We start from the raw sequence: 13,206 nt of genomic DNA on the forward strand, positions 1-13,206 counted from the left end.
GTACGTCCCCCCCCCCCCCCCCCCCCCCCCCCCCCCCCCCCCCCCCTCCCCCCCTCCCCCCCCCCCCCCCCCCCCACTCCCCGACATGCCTCAGTGACCGTGTCGTGGCAGGTGGAAGCGGTGCGCCGGGCGGCGCGAAGCCGACGAGGAAGGCGTGGTGGTGCCCGCTCCCGTACGGTCGGCCTCGGGCGGTGCCGTGCGGGAATCGTCGAGCTGTCCTCTGAGTTCGTCGCGCTCGGCCACCGCCGCGCGCGACGCGCGCCGCTTCCTGCTCCGGCGGGCGAGGAGAGCGGCGCCGCCCAGCAGGAGCCACAGCCCGAGACCGAAGATCAGCGCCAGGGCGATCCCGCTCAGAAAAGCACCCAGCGCGTTGAGAGTGAACGGTGTACTGCCGAACAACGTCACGGCGTAATCCGGCCCCCCGGAGAGGTTGAAGGCGATGAGTAGCGCCGTAAAAGCGGCCGTGGCCGCCATCAGCAGAAGTCCGATGACCAGCATGGGCTGCACCTCGCAGCGATCGCGCGGAGTTGGCCGGTGCTCCCTCGGGAAGGGCGGCCGCCGGGCCGCACTCCGCCAGAAACACAAGCTCCTGGTGCTCCCACTCTCCTCGGGTGTCGGTCCGGCTGCATCTGGGAGCGGGCCGCTCTCGACGGACAAGGCCCCGGCGGCCCCTGTCCTACGGCCTGCGCTCAGGAATCACCGGACATGCCCAACGACCGCCCGCCGCGCCGGCCTGCCAGTCGGCATCCGTGGCAGTTCGCGTGCCCCTCACGCGCGGAGTGGTCCCGCACCGTGAGTCCCCGCTGGCCGGCGCCGCGCGGGCTGGGCGGCTTGCCCCACCCCGCGAGATGAAGGCCCCACGTGATCAGCGTCGCCGCCACCAGGGCTATCAGCCCCCACCAGATTCCCGGGCGCCAGCCGATGACACCCACGCCGATGGCCGCGGACCCGACCATGGCGACCGCGGACCCGGCCCATCCCGCGATGGTGTGTCCCTCGTCGTGGTGTCCACTCATGTGCCTGCCTCCCAGCACCTGCGGGCTATGATGTCTTAGCAAGTGAGGAATTTATCTTACGCACTAAGGAATATCAATGGAGGGCAAGCCCCGCCCCACCGCCTCCGCCGCGGACGCGATCGGCGCGCTGGACGATCTCGTCGCGACGAACCTCGTCGGCCGTCAGGAATTCGCCAGGAATCTGGGGCTGAGCGTCAAGGACCTCGTCTGCTTCGCGCATGTCCTGGAGGCCGAGGGTGCCCCCGTCACCGCCGGCGACCTGGCCGGGCGCGCACATGTCACGACGGGTGCGGTGACGGGCATCCTCAACCGCCTGGAGCGCGGCGGCTTCGTGGTCCGCCGCCCGGACCCCGACGACCGGCGCCGGGTGCGCGTCACCGCGGTCCCGGCCGCCGCCGAACGCGTGCGGGCCGTCTACGGGCCGTACTACACGTTGCTGGCGGAGCTCTGCGTGGATTACTCGCCGGACGAGATCGCCGTACTCACCGACTGGCTCACACGCGCCGGCGCGCTGGCGCGCACTTACCTGGAGGAGTCGTGCTAGCTCGTACGGGCGGCTCCGCCGCGTAGGGCCTCGTCCGTCACCGGCCGTTCAGGATGACCACCGGAGGCGTCACATGACGCGTCGCACCGGCATCAAAGCGGCCCGGCACCTTGCCCCGGGCGGCCGACAGAATATGGGAAGCGCAGCCGGAGCGAACGGTCGTCTCCACCACCTCGGGAGGATACGACCGGCGCAGCCCGGCGGACCACCTCCGGCCCCGAAGCGCGAACGTGGCCCGCCTCGGCCCCGGGGGAGGCCGCTCAGGCGGGCGGGGTGTTCAGCACGTACGCACGTGAGGTGTGGACCTCTCCGCGCAGGGCGGCCAGATCGACGTCGAGGACGCGTCCGTCCCACTTGCGGGGTTCGCCGTTGATGAGAACGGCGCTGATGTTGCGGGCGTCGGAGCCCAGGACGACCGTGCCGATGGGGTCGTTGAGGGGCATGTTGTTGAGGTCCTCGGCCTGGATGACGAGGAGGTCGGCCTTCTTGCCCGGGGTGAGTGAGCCGGTGACATCGTTCAGGCCGTTGGTGCGGGCTCCCTGGAGGGTGGCGAAGTCGAGGACGTCGTGGGTCGTGATGCGGGAGGGCTGCCGGTCGGTGCCATAGGCGGCGTTGACCGCGCGCATCCGCTGGATGGCGTGCAGGGCCCGCATCTGGGTGAACATGTCGCCGGCCAGGGCGACTTCGACGTCGATGCTCAGTCCGGGACGGATCCCGGCCGCGAGTGCCTCGTCGACGGCGGGGATCGCGGTCTCCAGGCCGATCTGCGCGTCGGACGTGGGGGCGAGCGCCACGGTGGTGCCGGTCGCTCCCATGGCCCGCCATGCCTCGGCGGTCAGTCCGGTGGAGTGGATCAGGGTGACATCGGGGCCGAGGATGCCGTTCTCGGCCCAGCGCAGGACCGCCTCCGAGGAGGACGTGCCGAAAACGGCGTCCACACTCACTCCGATACCCAAGTCCTTCGCCACACGGGCGAGTTCGGGTCCGTAGGCGAGCGCCGGTCCGGCGATCTCTCCGGTGGCCAGGGCCGCCAGGCGCAGCGTGAGCAGTTGGTCGTCGCCGCTGAAGTACTGCTCCTTGATACGGGTCAGATCGCCGGGCCACTGCCGGCCCCAGTCGCCGAAGTGCGGGCCCATGGAGGCGTGTACGCCCCGGATGCCCGTGTCGCGGAGTGCCTCGATGGCCGCGTCGGAGTGTTCACGGGTACGGGAGTTGTGGGAGAAGTCGAGCATGGTGGTGATGCCGCTGTCGATCGCGGTCAGGGCGGCCAGGCGGGTGCCGGTGTACATGTCCTCGGGCCGGTAGACGGTGGCGTATCCGGCCAGGGTGGCCATGACGTAGCCGCCGAGGTCGTCGACGTCCGGCATGATCCGGCGCAACTGGGCCTCCCAGGCGTGCCGGTGGGTGTCGACGAAGCCGGGGGTGAGGACCGTACCGCCGGCATCCACGACCACGGCGTCACCCGCGTCGAGGTCGCGGCCGACGCCGGTGATGGTGTCGCCTTCGATGAGGAGGTCTCCACCGTCGATGACGCCCAGATCACGGTCCATGGTGACGATGGTCGCGCCGGTGAAGAGGACGCGCCGCCGGTCGGCGGGCCTGCGCCACACCTCTTCGAGCACGGCGGCACTGGTGGTGTCGTTGACGTTCATGGGGGATCTTCTCTCTGTACGACGGAAATCGGCCGGGGAGGCCGGGGATGAGCCTGAGCGGCTGGGAAGGGTGGGCGCGCCGGCCGGAGGCCGGGTCAGCCGAGCTTCATGACGTAGCCCGCGTGGTGGAGTTCGTCGCCCCGGAACTCCCCGTAGACCCAGAAGCCGAGGTCGTCCAGGTAGTCGATACGGTCGCCGTCGATCCAGTAGCGGCCCCGGTAGGCGTGCGGGCGCCCGCCCCGGGGCTCGTCGTAGCGGCCGTCGGCGGTGAGTTCCTGGTGCGGGAAGTCGTTCCTGTCGATCCAGACGCCGATGCGCGGGCTGCCGGTCGGATCCGCGGCGGCCGGGACGCCCGCCTCGGGGGCGGTGGCCCGGCCGGGAACGTCGCGGCCGGCCCACAGCACCGGCCGGCCGGCCGCGACAAGCGCACGGACCCGCCCCGGCCGGGTCATGACCGTGGCCACCGCGTCCCGCACGTCGGCGGCGAGTTCGTCGGGCACCACCAGGAAGTCGCAGGCATTGCCGGGCGTCAGCGTCGCGACGTACTCCGAGCGGTGTCCGCGGCCACCGGCCGGCGCCACGGTGTCCACCACGGCGGGGGCGATGGTCATGCCCGTGCAGTCCACGACGATGGCGTTGTCGTCCTGGGCGGCGGTGACGATGGCGGGTCCGACCCCCACGATCAGGGAGCCGACGTACAGGAGATCGGCGCCGGTCATGGTCCCGATCAACGGGTCCATCGTCAGAATGCGGGCGTTGGTGAACAGGACGGGGGCCCCTCGTCGTTCGAGAGGATCTCGTCGAGGGTCTCCGGGTTCCAGTCCGCGGTGTCGGTGATGCTCATGGCGTGCTCCTCGGGGAAGGTCGCCTCGTGGTGCCCGCCGCGAGAGGTACGGGCCGGCGTGCGTCCGAGGCGAGTTGTCCGGCACCCGCAACGGCTGCCTGACCCCCAGGTTTGCCGCGCGGCGGAACCGGAACCAGGCCGCGGTGTCCCCAGGTGTAGCGCACCCACGGTCCGTGCTGCCGCGAGCGAGGGGTACGTTCCCGACGGGCCCGCGCCGCTGTCGTACCGCATGAAGGGCCCAGTCGCGCGCGATGCTGGGTGCGCCACACCCAGGAGCCCCCCACCTGGGAAGACGGCGGCCTGGCCACTGCCGGCAGCCAGGTGGACCGTAGACCCATGACCAGCGATGACACGTCCCGCACCGCGCACCCGTACGTCGGCATGTGGGTGACCGCCGACGGATTCATCCGCCAGGAGCTCCTGGCGGACGGCCGCTACGACGAGGCCCGCGGCGACCGCCGCAGCGCCTACACCGGCAGCTACACCGTCACGGGCGACCACATCGACTACGTCGACGACACCGGCTTCACCGCGACCGGCGACATCCGCGACGGCGTTCTCCACCACGAGCACCTGGTGCTCCACCGCGAGGGCGACGAGCCCGCTCGCCATCGGGACCGGCCCTGACCGAGCCGTTCTTGACCGGGCCGCGACCGCAGCGCTGCCGTGCTCGCCGTCCCCGGCGATCGCGGTCGCCTTGCGTGCGGGCCCACGGACCCGCGGCGCGGAGGACCGGAGATCCGGTATCCGCCTCCCGCCGCGGGCTGGACACGGCGAACGCGGGTCAGGCCTCGCTCCGGTGCGTGACCGGTGCGTCGGTGCGGTCGCCGGGGAACTCGTACCAGCGGCGCCGCAGGCATACGAACTCCACGTCGGCACGTACCAGCCGCATGAATCCGCAGATGGTCTCGGCGAGCCGCTCCTGGGAGCCGGGGTGGGCGAGTCGGCCGTCCTCGGTGAAGGCCTCGTGCGCGCGGGGCAGGCTGAACATGTCGGGGTAGACCCGTGTCCCCAGGTGTTCCAGCGGGACCCTCAGCGCCCAGAGGCCGCGGTTGCCGCCGATCATCGACGGGGAGGACGAGAGCAGCAGCGCGTGCTTGGTCTTGAACGGCTGCGGCCGTACCCGGGAGACCCAGTCGATGGCGTTCTTCAGCAGTCCTGGAACGGAGGCGTTGTACTCGGGCGACGAGATCACGAACGCGTCGCAGCGCTTGAGTCGTTCGCACAGGGCCAGGGCGCCGGCGGGCAGCCCCTCGGAGTCCTCCACATCCCCGTCGTACAGCGGCATCTCGAAATTCGCCATCCTGGCCAGGTCGACCTCGGCGCCTGTCCCGGCGATCAGGTTCGACGCCAGCGAGGCGAGCCGCGCGTTGGTGGACCCGGCGCGCAGTGCGGCGCCGAATACCAGGACCCGAACGGGAGCCGGGTGAGTGTCCGTGGTCATCGTGCGGTCCCCTTCGCCGGGCGGTTGTCCTCGGCAGCCAGTTTTCCCCACCCCGGTCCGCCGCCACGAGACGACACACTGCGGCTCCACAGGCCTGCCGCGCCGCACACGCCCCGCCGCCGGCACGCGACGGTGGTGTCGGTACCGGCGGCTCGACGCACGACATCCTCGTGCCGGGCGACGTCAGCCCGTCGGGAATCGCCCGCGGTCCGCGGAGGTCTCGGCCGGGCCACAGCACGCGTCGAGGCGGCGGTACGTGGTGGCGGACTCCGCCGTCTCCTGGGAGGCGTCCGTGGTCAGCGGCTTGGCGGCGCGGATGATCGCGGAGTGCATGCCGTCCGCGACGGGGTGGGACGGGCTGATCTCGACGTCCGTGAACCCGACGGCCTCCAGGCCCTGGCGGTACTCGGCGAAGGACAGTGCGCCGGCTATGCAGCCGACGTAGTCACCACGCTCGGCGCGCTGGTCCGGGGTGAGGGCGTCGTCGGCGACGACGTCGGAGACGCCGATCCGGCCTCCGCGCTTGAGGACGCGGAACGCCTCGGCGAAGACGGTGGGCTTGTCGGTGGAGAGGTTGATGACGCAGTTCGAGATGACCACGTCGATGGTGCCCGCGGGCAGCGGGATCGCCTCGATGGCGCCCTTGAGGAACTCCACGTTCGTCGCGCCGTCCTTGCCGGCGTTGGCCAGGGCGAGGGCGAGCATCTCCTCGGTCATGTCCAGCCCGTACGCCTTGCCGCCGGGGCCGACGCGGCGGGCGGAGAGCAAGACGTCGATACCGCCGCCGGAGCCGAGGTCCAGAACGCGCTCGCCGGCGCGGAGTTCGGCGACGGCGGTGGGGTTGCCGCAGCCGAGGGAGGCGGCGATGGCCTCGGCGGGCAGGGTGTCGCGCTCGTCGGCGGCGTAGAGGGCGGAGCCGAAGCTCGCGTAAGCCGCGACCGGCTCGGGCCCACAGCAGGCGGTGCCGCCTTCGGTGACCTTCACGGCCGCCGCGGCGTACCGCCGGCGGACGGTTTCGCGCAGGTCTGTGGTCTGTTCGCTCATGGCGGTCTGTTCGCTCATCACGCACTCCTGAGTGACCGGGGGGCAGTACCCCGGAACGGCCTGTATTGACGTTCTTTGATGCAACCTTGGGCCTTGAATCGAAGAACGTCAACATAGAGGCATGTCGAATCAAGAACGTGAGACGGTCGGTCAGGACGCCGCCTGCTGCCCGGGGCTGTCCGCCGCACCCCTGGACGAGGAGCGCGCCGGGGAGCTGGCCAAGGCGTTCAAGGCCCTGGGTGACCCGGTGCGGCTGCGGCTGTTGTCGATGATCGCCTCGCGCGGGGAGGGCGGCGAGGTCTGCGTCTGTGAGCTGACCCCGGCGTTCGAGCCGTCCCAGCCGACGATCTCCCACCACCTCAAGCTGCTGCGTCAGGCCGGTCTCATCGACTGCGAGCGACGGGGAACGTGGGTGTACTACTGGTTGCTGCCGGGTGTCCTGGACCGGCTCGCCGCGTTCCTGACCACGCCGCGCCCCGCCGGAGCGCGCGCGTGAGCGCGCCACTCGGCCGCCGCGTCGCCGCGGAAGCCCTGGGGACCGGGCTGCTGGTGGCGGTGGTCGTCGGTTCCGGCATCCAGGCCGCCGAGCTGTCGCGGGATGTCGGCGTGCAACTGCTCGCCAACTCCCTCGCCACCGTCTTCGGACTGGCCGTGCTGATCACACTGCTCGGTCCGGTATCCGGCGCACACTTCAACCCTGCCGTCACCCTCGCCGCCTGGTGCGCCGGCCGCCGCGACCGGACCGGCCCGGCCCTGCGCGAAGTCGCCGCGTACATACTCGCGCGGGTGACCGGAGCGATCGGCGGGGCGGTCCTGGCGAACGCCATGTTCGCCGAGCCGCTGATGAAGTTCTCCACGCACGACCGCTCCGCGGGGCATCTGTGGCTGGGCGAGGTCGTCGCCACCGCCGGGCTCATCCTGCTCGTCCTCGGCCTGGAACGCATCGGCGGCGCCGCACTGGCCCCGGCCGCCGTGGCCTCGTTCATCGGGGCCGCCTACTGGTTCACGTCCTCCACCTCCTCGCCAACCCCGCGGTGACCGTCGGCCGCGCCTTCACCGACACCTTCGCCGGGATCGCACCCGCTTCCCTCGGCCCGTTCATCGCGGCCCAGCTGCTCGGAGCCGCGCTCGGGCTCGGCGCGGTGGCCGTCGTGTACGGACGCCCCGCGCGCTTGGCGGACCATGTCGCCGTCCCGCACGACGAGCCCGAACTCACCTCCCCCTAGGGCGTATACGGACGGCGCCACTCTCACCACACCCCCGGAACCGCCCCTCCCATCCGCAAGGACTCCCGCCATGCCCACTGCCACGCCACGCCCCTCCGTGCTGTTCGTCTGCGTCCACAACGCCGGCCGCTCCCAGATGGCCGCCGCCTTCCTCACTCATCTCACCGGTGACCAGATCGAGGTCCGCTCGGCCGGGTCGGCGCCCGCCGACTCGGTGAACCCGGCCGTCGTGGAGGCGATGGAGGAGCGGGGTATCGACATCTCCGCCGAGATTCCGAAGGTCCTCACCACCGAGGCGGTCCAGGCGTCCGACGTGGTCATCACCATGGGCTGCGGGGACACCTGCCCGGTCTTCCCCGGCAAGCGGTATCTCGACTGGCAGCTCGATGACCCGGCGGGCCAGGGCGTCGACGCGGTACGGCCGATCCGGGACGAGATCGAGCGGCGCGTACAGCGGTTGATCTCCGGACTGTCCGGACCGGGCGGATCGGGAGCGTCAAACGCTCATGGGGCGTGAAGGATCGGTCCAACCCCCTTGACGCAGGCGGGAGTAGCCCTCAGGATCCTGACCGGAATCGTTTCCACGGAAACGATTCCAGGCAGCAGACGCCGCACCCCCTCGTCACGATCGAGAGGCCCATGGACAGCACCGTGACCATCAAGGACGTCGCCGCGCGCGCCGGCGTGTCCGTCGCCACGACTTCCCGAGTGCTCTCCGGCAACCCTTCCACGTCCGCCAGATCCCGCGAACGCGTCCGGGCCGCTGCCGAAGATCTCGGCTACCGGCCCGACGCCCGCGCCCGTTCCCTGCGCTCCGCCCGTTCCCAGACGGTCGGACTGCTCATCTCCGATGTGCGCAACCCGTTCTTCGCCGATGTCGCGCACGGGGCCGAACAGGCCGCCCTGCGCTCGTCGTACGTCACCCTGCTCGCCAACGCCAATGAGGACCCCCGGCAGCAGGACACCTATCTGGAGAGCTTTCTGACCCAGCGGGTCGACGGCATCATCATCGCTCCACAGGGCGAGGGAAGCGCCAATCTGCGCGCCCTTGCCACAAAGCTGCCTCTCGTCTTCGTCGACCGGACCGTCGAAGGATTCGAGGTGCCCAGTGTCACCAGCGACAACGCCGGCGGCATCGACCAGGCTGTCGCCCACCTCGCCGACCGCGGACACACCCGCGTCGGCTATATCGGTGGCCCCTTCTCCATATCCACCGGCCGTGCCCGCCACGATGCCTTCGTGGACGCCGTCCGGCGTTACGGACTCGACAGCGATCCCGGGCTGATCACCTCCGGGGACTTCCGCTCCGCGAGTGGTTACGCGGCCGCCGAAAGGCTGCTGTCCGGGGCGCGACCGCCCACCGCGCTGCTCGCCGCGGACAGCCTCATGGCGGTCGGGGCACTCGGCACGCTGCGCCGCCGGGGGCTGCGGATCGGTGTGGACGTCGACCTGGTGGCCTTCGACGACATCGAATGGTTCTCCGAACTCGACCCTCCCCTCACCGTCGTGTCGCACGACGCCGAGGCCATGGGCTCGACGGCGATGCGGCTGCTCCTGGACGCCGTCGAGGGAGGCACACCGTCCTCGGTGGTCCTGCCGGCGCGCCTCGTCGTACGCGAGTCGTCGGGTGGTACGCGCGGGGGAGACATCCGGGGAGGCGCTCGGGAAGACGTGCGGGGAAGCGTCAGCGACCCCGGCGTGAGCAACCCCGGCCGGGAGACCTGAGCACATCGCACGCCAGGGCGGTGAACCTGCCCGCCCATCCCTCCCGAGGACTGACATATGCGAATCGCTCTGGGCAACGACCACGCCGGATACGCGCTCAAGGAGCATGTACGCGGAATCCTGGAAGGCCTCGGTCACCAGGTGCTCGACCGCGGCACCGACAGCGACGCGCCGGTCGACTTTCCCGACATCACCTTCGCCACCTGCGACGCCGTACGCACCGGCGAGGCCGACCGCGCGGTGCTCGTGTGCGGCACCGGCGCGGGCGCCCTCATGGCGGCCAACAAGATCGCCGGGATCCGCTGCGGTCTCGGACACGACGTGTACTCGGCCCATCAGGCCGTCGAGCACGACGACGCCAACGCCATCGCGATGGGCGCCTGGCTGATCGGCCCCGCGATGGCGGGCGCGGTCATCGAGGCGTTCCTCGGCGCCACGTTCGACAACACCGCGGACACCGTCCGCCGGGTCGCCAAGCTCCGTGAGCTGGAGCTGAGGTCGGCCCGCGAACTCACCACGGAAGCCTGACGCGCCCGTCCCCCGCACACAGCCGGTCCCGTCCCTTCCCCGGGCCGGGGCCCCGGCTCCCCGCCGGGGCGGGCACGAACACCGCCCCGCGGCAGAACCCCGTACCGCGCGTACCGCTGATCAAAGGAGATACGGCATGAGCGCGAAGAGCAGCGCGCCGTCCGAGAGCACCACCGCCGCGCCCGGCCAGGACGGCTCACCGGGCAAGCTCAGGACCTCACTCGGAGCCGCCGCCGGGACATGTGTCGAGAACTACGACTTCGTCGCGTACGGCACCGCGTCCGCCCTCTATTTCGGCGATGTCTTCTTCCCCGAGTCCGACCCGGTGGTCGGCACTCTTCTGGCCTTCGTCACGCTCGGCGTCGGTTTCCTGATGCGGCCGATCGGCGGTGCCATCGGCGGTCATCTCGGCGACAAGTACGGCCGTAAGCCTGTTCTGGTCGCCGCCCTGCTCACCATGGGCATCGCCACCGTCCTGATCGGCATGCTGCCCACCTACGCGCAGGCCGGTATCGCCGCCCCGATCCTGCTCGTCCTGATCCGCTGCGTCCAAGGCCTCGCCTTCGGCGCGGAGTGGGGCGGCGCCGTGATGATGGCGTACGAGCATGCTCCGCGCAGGCGGCGCGGTCTGTACGCCGCGATACCTCAGGCGGGCAACCCGCTGGGCATCGCTCTCGCCAACATCGCTTTCCTGCTGTCCATTTCGCTCGACAGCGACTGGGCCTGGCGCATCCCGTTCCTCGCCAGCTCCGTACTCATCGTCGTCGGCCTCGTCGTCCGCGTGAAACTCACGGAATCGCCGGAGTTCGAGCAGAGCAAGGCGAGCGGCGAGACGGTGAGGAACCCGGTCCTGACCGTGCTGCGGGACGACTGGCGCAACATCCTGCGCATCATCGCCCTGCGCGTCGTCGAGTCCTGCGCGTACTACCTGACGGCCACCTACCTCCTGTCGTACATCACCGACCGCGACGCGGACGACCGTGGGGTCGCGCTGGCCGGCATCGTCGTCGCCAGCCTGCTCGCCGTCGGTACGACGGTGCTCTCCGGCGCGCTCACCGACCGGATCGGGCGGCGGACGCTGTACCTGGCCGGATGCCTGCTGGCCGTCGCCTTCGGATTCCCGATGTACCTGATGGCCAACACCGGCAATCCCGTCCTCATCGTGCTGACCTTCCTGATCGCCATCAGCCTGATCCACGCCGCCCTGACGGGTACGCAGGCGGCCTGGTTCGCGGAACTGTTCAAGACCAACACCCGCACGTCCGGCGCCTCCCTGGGGTACCAGATCGCGGCGTCCGTCGCCGGATTCGCACCGTTCCTCGCGGTGCTGCTCGCCGAGTCGTCCGGCTGGACAGGGCCGGCGGGCTTCTATGTGGCCATCGGCCTCATCGGACTGCTCGGGGTGGCCACCACGAAGGAGACCTGGGGGCCGCCGGAGCGGGCCGCCGCGGAGCAGCCGCACCGGCCGGTACGGAACTCATGAGGCCGTCCCGCGCACACGCGCCGAGGAGACGGCACTCATCTCACCGAGTGGGTCCGGCGGGTTTGTAGGTGATCAGATCTCCGGGCTGGCACCGAAGGGCTTCGCAGATCCTCGACAGGGTCGAGAAGCGGATGGCTTTGGCCCGCCCGTTCTTGAGTACGGACAGGTTGACGACGGTGATGCCCACCTGTGCGGACAGTTCGGTGAGCGTGATGCCGCGCTCGGCAAGGAGCCGGTCGAGGTGGATCTGGATCGCGTGGAGTTCCTCCTCGGGCATCAGATGGTCCCTTCGAGGTCCTCTCGCATGCGCACGCCCTCGCGCATTATCTTCCCCATGATCACTGCCGCGAGGCCGGGGAGGACGAGCACCAGCGAGCCGGAGAGCGTCGGTCCGGAACCCACGATCGGCGCCATGCTCCCGACGAGCCAGGACTGTGACCAGCCGGCGACGAGGCCGGCCAGCGGTGCGCCCACGGCGACGAACCAGCCGACGACGGTGAGCCGTTGCGCGACCGCCTTGGTGAACGGGCCCCACGAGAGAACGGCTTTGAGCAGCTGGGAGAAGAGCAGCAGCGCGAGGGAGCCGAACAGCAGCCAGGGCAGTTCGCCCCCGAGGTCGGCGGCGCGCTGCCCCACGGAGGGACCGTCCTGGCAGAGGCGCGTGGCACTGCTGGACGCTTCCACGCCCTTGCTGATCGGCAGGCTGTCCGGCTCCAGTGAGGCATTGCTCCAGAAGCCCGTCTGCACGCAGACCGCTCCGTCGTCGAGCATGCGCGTGACCGCCGTACCGAGGAAGGCAAGCCCGCTGAGTACCGCCAGGACAAAGGTCACCGAGGCCAGAGTCCTCGTGAGCCGTGTGTTCATACACCTCTCCCTATCGACTTTCGATACGTCTACGACGTGCGCGAGACTAGAACGGCATATCGATATTCGACAAGTCCATGGCCACCCGATGAGGCCCTGACCGAACTCCGGCACCCCCGGGCGAGCGATCACCTGGACGATGAGATGATGTGACTCACCCATTTCGCTGGATACAAGTACGGTCTATGGCATGAATATTCAAACCGTCTCCTTCGGTCACCCCGACGCCGTCAAGCTCAACGATCGCGTGCAGTTGGAGTACGCCGAGCGATACGGGGACGACGGCGACGTCACACCTCTCGCCCCCGGCATGTTCGAACCACCTCAGGGCCTCTACCTGATCGCCTACGACGACCAGGGCGCCCCGGTCGCCACCGGCGGCTGGCGCACCCAGGAGGAGAACGACGAGGGATACGCCGACGGTGACGCGGAGATCAAACGCATGTACGTGACCCCGGAGGCGCGCGGGCATGGTCTGGCCCGGCTGATACTGGCCGCCCTGGAGGACAACGCTCGCGCCGCGGGCCGCACGCGCATGGTCCTGGAGACCGGCACCAAACAGCCGGAAGCCATCTCTCTCTACGTCTCCAGCGGATACGAACCCTGCGCCAAGTTCGGCCACTACCGCTTCCACAACCTCAGCCGCTGCTTCGCCAAGTCGCTGACCGACGCCACCGGCGAGCCCACCCCCGCCGCCGTCCCCGCCGAAGCCACCGAGCTGGAGACCACGACACTCTGACGCCGGTACTCCCGGCGGCACATACGGCATAGCCGGCCGCACAGGAGCGGGAGGGGGAACCCTGAACCCGCTCAGCGGCAGGCCGCCGCGGGCGGAG

17 protein-coding genes and 1 pseudogene are annotated in these 13,206 nt (G+C 70.4%); 9 read left to right on the plus strand and 9 right to left on the minus strand.

Annotation, left to right across the window (positions count from 1 at the left end; all coding sequences use genetic code 11):
• Positions 1 to 90: 90 nt before the first annotated feature.
• Both ACZ7LS_RS14060 and ACZ7LS_RS14065 read right to left on the minus strand, forming a co-directional pair.
• Positions 91 to 498, minus strand: coding sequence for a hypothetical protein (locus tag ACZ7LS_RS14060; protein WP_382528831.1), 408 nt, complete (start codon positions 496 to 498; stop codon positions 91 to 93).
• A 191-nt stretch (positions 499 to 689) separates the two neighbouring features.
• Positions 690 to 1,016, minus strand: coding sequence for an HGxxPAAW family protein (locus ACZ7LS_RS14065; RefSeq protein ID WP_382528834.1), 327 nt, complete (start codon positions 1,014 to 1,016; stop codon positions 690 to 692).
• 76 nt (positions 1,017 to 1,092) lie between these two features.
• Here ACZ7LS_RS14065 and ACZ7LS_RS14070 point away from each other — a divergent pair, with 76 nt between their 5' ends.
• On the plus strand, positions 1,093 to 1,560 hold the full coding sequence (locus ACZ7LS_RS14070; RefSeq protein WP_382528837.1) for a MarR family transcriptional regulator: 468 nt from the start codon (positions 1,093 to 1,095) through the stop codon (positions 1,558 to 1,560).
• Positions 1,561 to 1,597: 37 nt separating this feature from the next.
• On the opposite strand, the gene ACZ7LS_RS14075 is transcribed toward ACZ7LS_RS14070, so the two are convergent.
• The 3 genes from ACZ7LS_RS14075 to ACZ7LS_RS14085 all read right to left on the minus strand — a co-directional run bounded on the left by ACZ7LS_RS14075 (position 1,598) and on the right by ACZ7LS_RS14085 (position 3,952).
• Positions 1,598 to 1,732 carry a hypothetical protein gene (locus tag ACZ7LS_RS14075; RefSeq protein WP_385134443.1) on the minus strand — a complete coding sequence of 45 codons (135 nt, stop codon included), beginning with the start codon at positions 1,730 to 1,732 and terminating at the stop codon, positions 1,598 to 1,600.
• 88 nt (positions 1,733 to 1,820) lie between these two features.
• Positions 1,821 to 3,212, minus strand: coding sequence for an amidohydrolase family protein (locus ACZ7LS_RS14080; protein WP_385134445.1), 1,392 nt, complete (start codon positions 3,210 to 3,212; stop codon positions 1,821 to 1,823).
• Between the two features lie 95 nt (positions 3,213 to 3,307).
• Entirely contained in the window at positions 3,308 to 3,952 is a 645-nt protein-coding gene (locus tag ACZ7LS_RS14085) for an Atu4866 domain-containing protein (protein WP_385134447.1), read from the minus strand.
• Between the two features lie 440 nt (positions 3,953 to 4,392).
• On the opposite strand from ACZ7LS_RS14085, the gene ACZ7LS_RS14090 reads away from it, so the two are divergent.
• Positions 4,393 to 4,683 (plus strand): Atu4866 domain-containing protein, encoded by a 291-nt coding sequence (locus ACZ7LS_RS14090; protein WP_382879124.1) that lies wholly within the window; start codon positions 4,393 to 4,395, stop codon positions 4,681 to 4,683.
• A gap of 157 nt (positions 4,684 to 4,840) precedes the next feature.
• On the opposite strand, the gene ACZ7LS_RS14095 is transcribed toward ACZ7LS_RS14090, so the two are convergent.
• Positions 4,841 to 5,500 (minus strand): NADPH-dependent FMN reductase, encoded by a 660-nt coding sequence (locus ACZ7LS_RS14095; RefSeq protein ID WP_382528852.1) that lies wholly within the window; start codon positions 5,498 to 5,500, stop codon positions 4,841 to 4,843.
• A 183-nt stretch (positions 5,501 to 5,683) separates the two neighbouring features.
• Positions 5,684 to 6,544: an arsenite methyltransferase gene (gene arsM, locus ACZ7LS_RS14100; protein ID WP_385134493.1), complete on the minus strand. Its 861-nt coding sequence runs from the start codon at positions 6,542 to 6,544 to the stop codon at positions 5,684 to 5,686.
• A 121-nt stretch (positions 6,545 to 6,665) separates the two neighbouring features.
• Here arsM and ACZ7LS_RS14105 point away from each other — a divergent pair, with 121 nt between their 5' ends.
• From ACZ7LS_RS14105 to ACZ7LS_RS14130, 6 genes and pseudogenes are all read left to right on the plus strand, one after another.
• Entirely contained in the window at positions 6,666 to 7,040 is a 375-nt protein-coding gene (locus tag ACZ7LS_RS14105) for an ArsR/SmtB family transcription factor (protein WP_382672718.1), read from the plus strand.
• Positions 6,935 to 7,770 (plus strand): annotated as a pseudogene (locus tag ACZ7LS_RS14110) (aquaporin). The gene ACZ7LS_RS14105 and the pseudogene ACZ7LS_RS14110 overlap by 106 nt, the downstream one beginning before the upstream one ends.
• Before the next feature lie 70 nt (positions 7,771 to 7,840).
• Complete coding sequence (locus ACZ7LS_RS14115; protein WP_385134450.1) at positions 7,841 to 8,287, plus strand: arsenate reductase ArsC; 447 nt, start codon at positions 7,841 to 7,843, stop codon at positions 8,285 to 8,287.
• Between the two features lie 122 nt (positions 8,288 to 8,409).
• Complete coding sequence (locus tag ACZ7LS_RS14120; RefSeq protein WP_382881191.1) at positions 8,410 to 9,495, plus strand: LacI family DNA-binding transcriptional regulator; 1,086 nt, start codon at positions 8,410 to 8,412, stop codon at positions 9,493 to 9,495.
• A 57-nt stretch (positions 9,496 to 9,552) separates the two neighbouring features.
• The gene (locus ACZ7LS_RS14125; protein WP_382881194.1) at positions 9,553 to 10,023 is read left to right on the plus strand and encodes an RpiB/LacA/LacB family sugar-phosphate isomerase; all 471 of its coding nucleotides are present in this window, start codon (positions 9,553 to 9,555) and stop codon (positions 10,021 to 10,023) included.
• Positions 10,024 to 10,159: 136 nt separating this feature from the next.
• Positions 10,160 to 11,506 (plus strand): MFS transporter, encoded by a 1,347-nt coding sequence (locus ACZ7LS_RS14130; RefSeq protein WP_382672728.1) that lies wholly within the window; start codon positions 10,160 to 10,162, stop codon positions 11,504 to 11,506.
• 40 nt (positions 11,507 to 11,546) lie between these two features.
• On the opposite strand, the gene ACZ7LS_RS14135 is transcribed toward ACZ7LS_RS14130, so the two are convergent.
• Positions 11,547 to 11,783: a helix-turn-helix domain-containing protein gene (locus ACZ7LS_RS14135; protein WP_382672731.1), complete on the minus strand. Its 237-nt coding sequence runs from the start codon at positions 11,781 to 11,783 to the stop codon at positions 11,547 to 11,549.
• Positions 11,783 to 12,370 carry a DUF2975 domain-containing protein gene (locus ACZ7LS_RS14140; RefSeq protein WP_382528875.1) on the minus strand — a complete coding sequence of 196 codons (588 nt, stop codon included), beginning with the start codon at positions 12,368 to 12,370 and terminating at the stop codon, positions 11,783 to 11,785. The genes ACZ7LS_RS14135 and ACZ7LS_RS14140 overlap by 1 nt, the downstream gene beginning before the upstream one ends.
• 190 nt (positions 12,371 to 12,560) lie before the next feature.
• Between ACZ7LS_RS14140 and ACZ7LS_RS14145 the strand changes: the two genes are divergently transcribed.
• Positions 12,561 to 13,109 (plus strand): GNAT family N-acetyltransferase, encoded by a 549-nt coding sequence (locus tag ACZ7LS_RS14145; protein WP_385134453.1) that lies wholly within the window; start codon positions 12,561 to 12,563, stop codon positions 13,107 to 13,109.
• Positions 13,110 to 13,206: the final 97 nt, after the last annotated feature.

This window comes from Streptomyces sp. NPDC039430, from assembly GCF_055639435.1.

What these genes read in the sequence shown, in the direction of transcription:
- ACZ7LS_RS14060 (WP_382528831.1), bottom strand. Translation starts at nt 498, where the DNA reads ATGCTGGTCATCGGACTTCTGCTGATGGCGGCCACGGCCGCTTTTACG.
- ACZ7LS_RS14065 (WP_382528834.1), bottom strand. Translation starts at nt 1,016, where the DNA reads ATGAGTGGACACCACGACGAGGGACACACCATCGCGGGATGGGCCGGG.
- ACZ7LS_RS14070 (WP_382528837.1), top strand. Translation starts at nt 1,093, where the DNA reads ATGGAGGGCAAGCCCCGCCCCACCGCCTCCGCCGCGGACGCGATCGGC.
- ACZ7LS_RS14080 (WP_385134445.1), bottom strand. Translation starts at nt 3,212, where the DNA reads ATGAACGTCAACGACACCACCAGTGCCGCCGTGCTCGAAGAGGTGTGG.
- ACZ7LS_RS14085 (WP_385134447.1), bottom strand. Translation starts at nt 3,952, where the DNA reads ATGGACCCGTTGATCGGGACCATGACCGGCGCCGATCTCCTGTACGTC.
- ACZ7LS_RS14090 (WP_382879124.1), top strand. Translation starts at nt 4,393, where the DNA reads ATGACCAGCGATGACACGTCCCGCACCGCGCACCCGTACGTCGGCATG.
- ACZ7LS_RS14095 (WP_382528852.1), bottom strand. Translation starts at nt 5,500, where the DNA reads ATGACCACGGACACTCACCCGGCTCCCGTTCGGGTCCTGGTATTCGGC.
- arsM (WP_385134493.1), bottom strand. Translation starts at nt 6,544, where the DNA reads ATGAGCGAACAGACCACAGACCTGCGCGAAACCGTCCGCCGGCGGTAC.
- ACZ7LS_RS14105 (WP_382672718.1), top strand. Translation starts at nt 6,666, where the DNA reads ATGTCGAATCAAGAACGTGAGACGGTCGGTCAGGACGCCGCCTGCTGC.
- ACZ7LS_RS14115 (WP_385134450.1), top strand. Translation starts at nt 7,841, where the DNA reads ATGCCCACTGCCACGCCACGCCCCTCCGTGCTGTTCGTCTGCGTCCAC.
- ACZ7LS_RS14120 (WP_382881191.1), top strand. Translation starts at nt 8,410, where the DNA reads ATGGACAGCACCGTGACCATCAAGGACGTCGCCGCGCGCGCCGGCGTG.
- ACZ7LS_RS14125 (WP_382881194.1), top strand. Translation starts at nt 9,553, where the DNA reads ATGCGAATCGCTCTGGGCAACGACCACGCCGGATACGCGCTCAAGGAG.
- ACZ7LS_RS14130 (WP_382672728.1), top strand. Translation starts at nt 10,160, where the DNA reads ATGAGCGCGAAGAGCAGCGCGCCGTCCGAGAGCACCACCGCCGCGCCC.
- ACZ7LS_RS14135 (WP_382672731.1), bottom strand. Translation starts at nt 11,783, where the DNA reads ATGCCCGAGGAGGAACTCCACGCGATCCAGATCCACCTCGACCGGCTC.
- ACZ7LS_RS14140 (WP_382528875.1), bottom strand. Translation starts at nt 12,370, where the DNA reads ATGAACACACGGCTCACGAGGACTCTGGCCTCGGTGACCTTTGTCCTG.
- ACZ7LS_RS14145 (WP_385134453.1), top strand. Translation starts at nt 12,561, where the DNA reads ATGAATATTCAAACCGTCTCCTTCGGTCACCCCGACGCCGTCAAGCTC.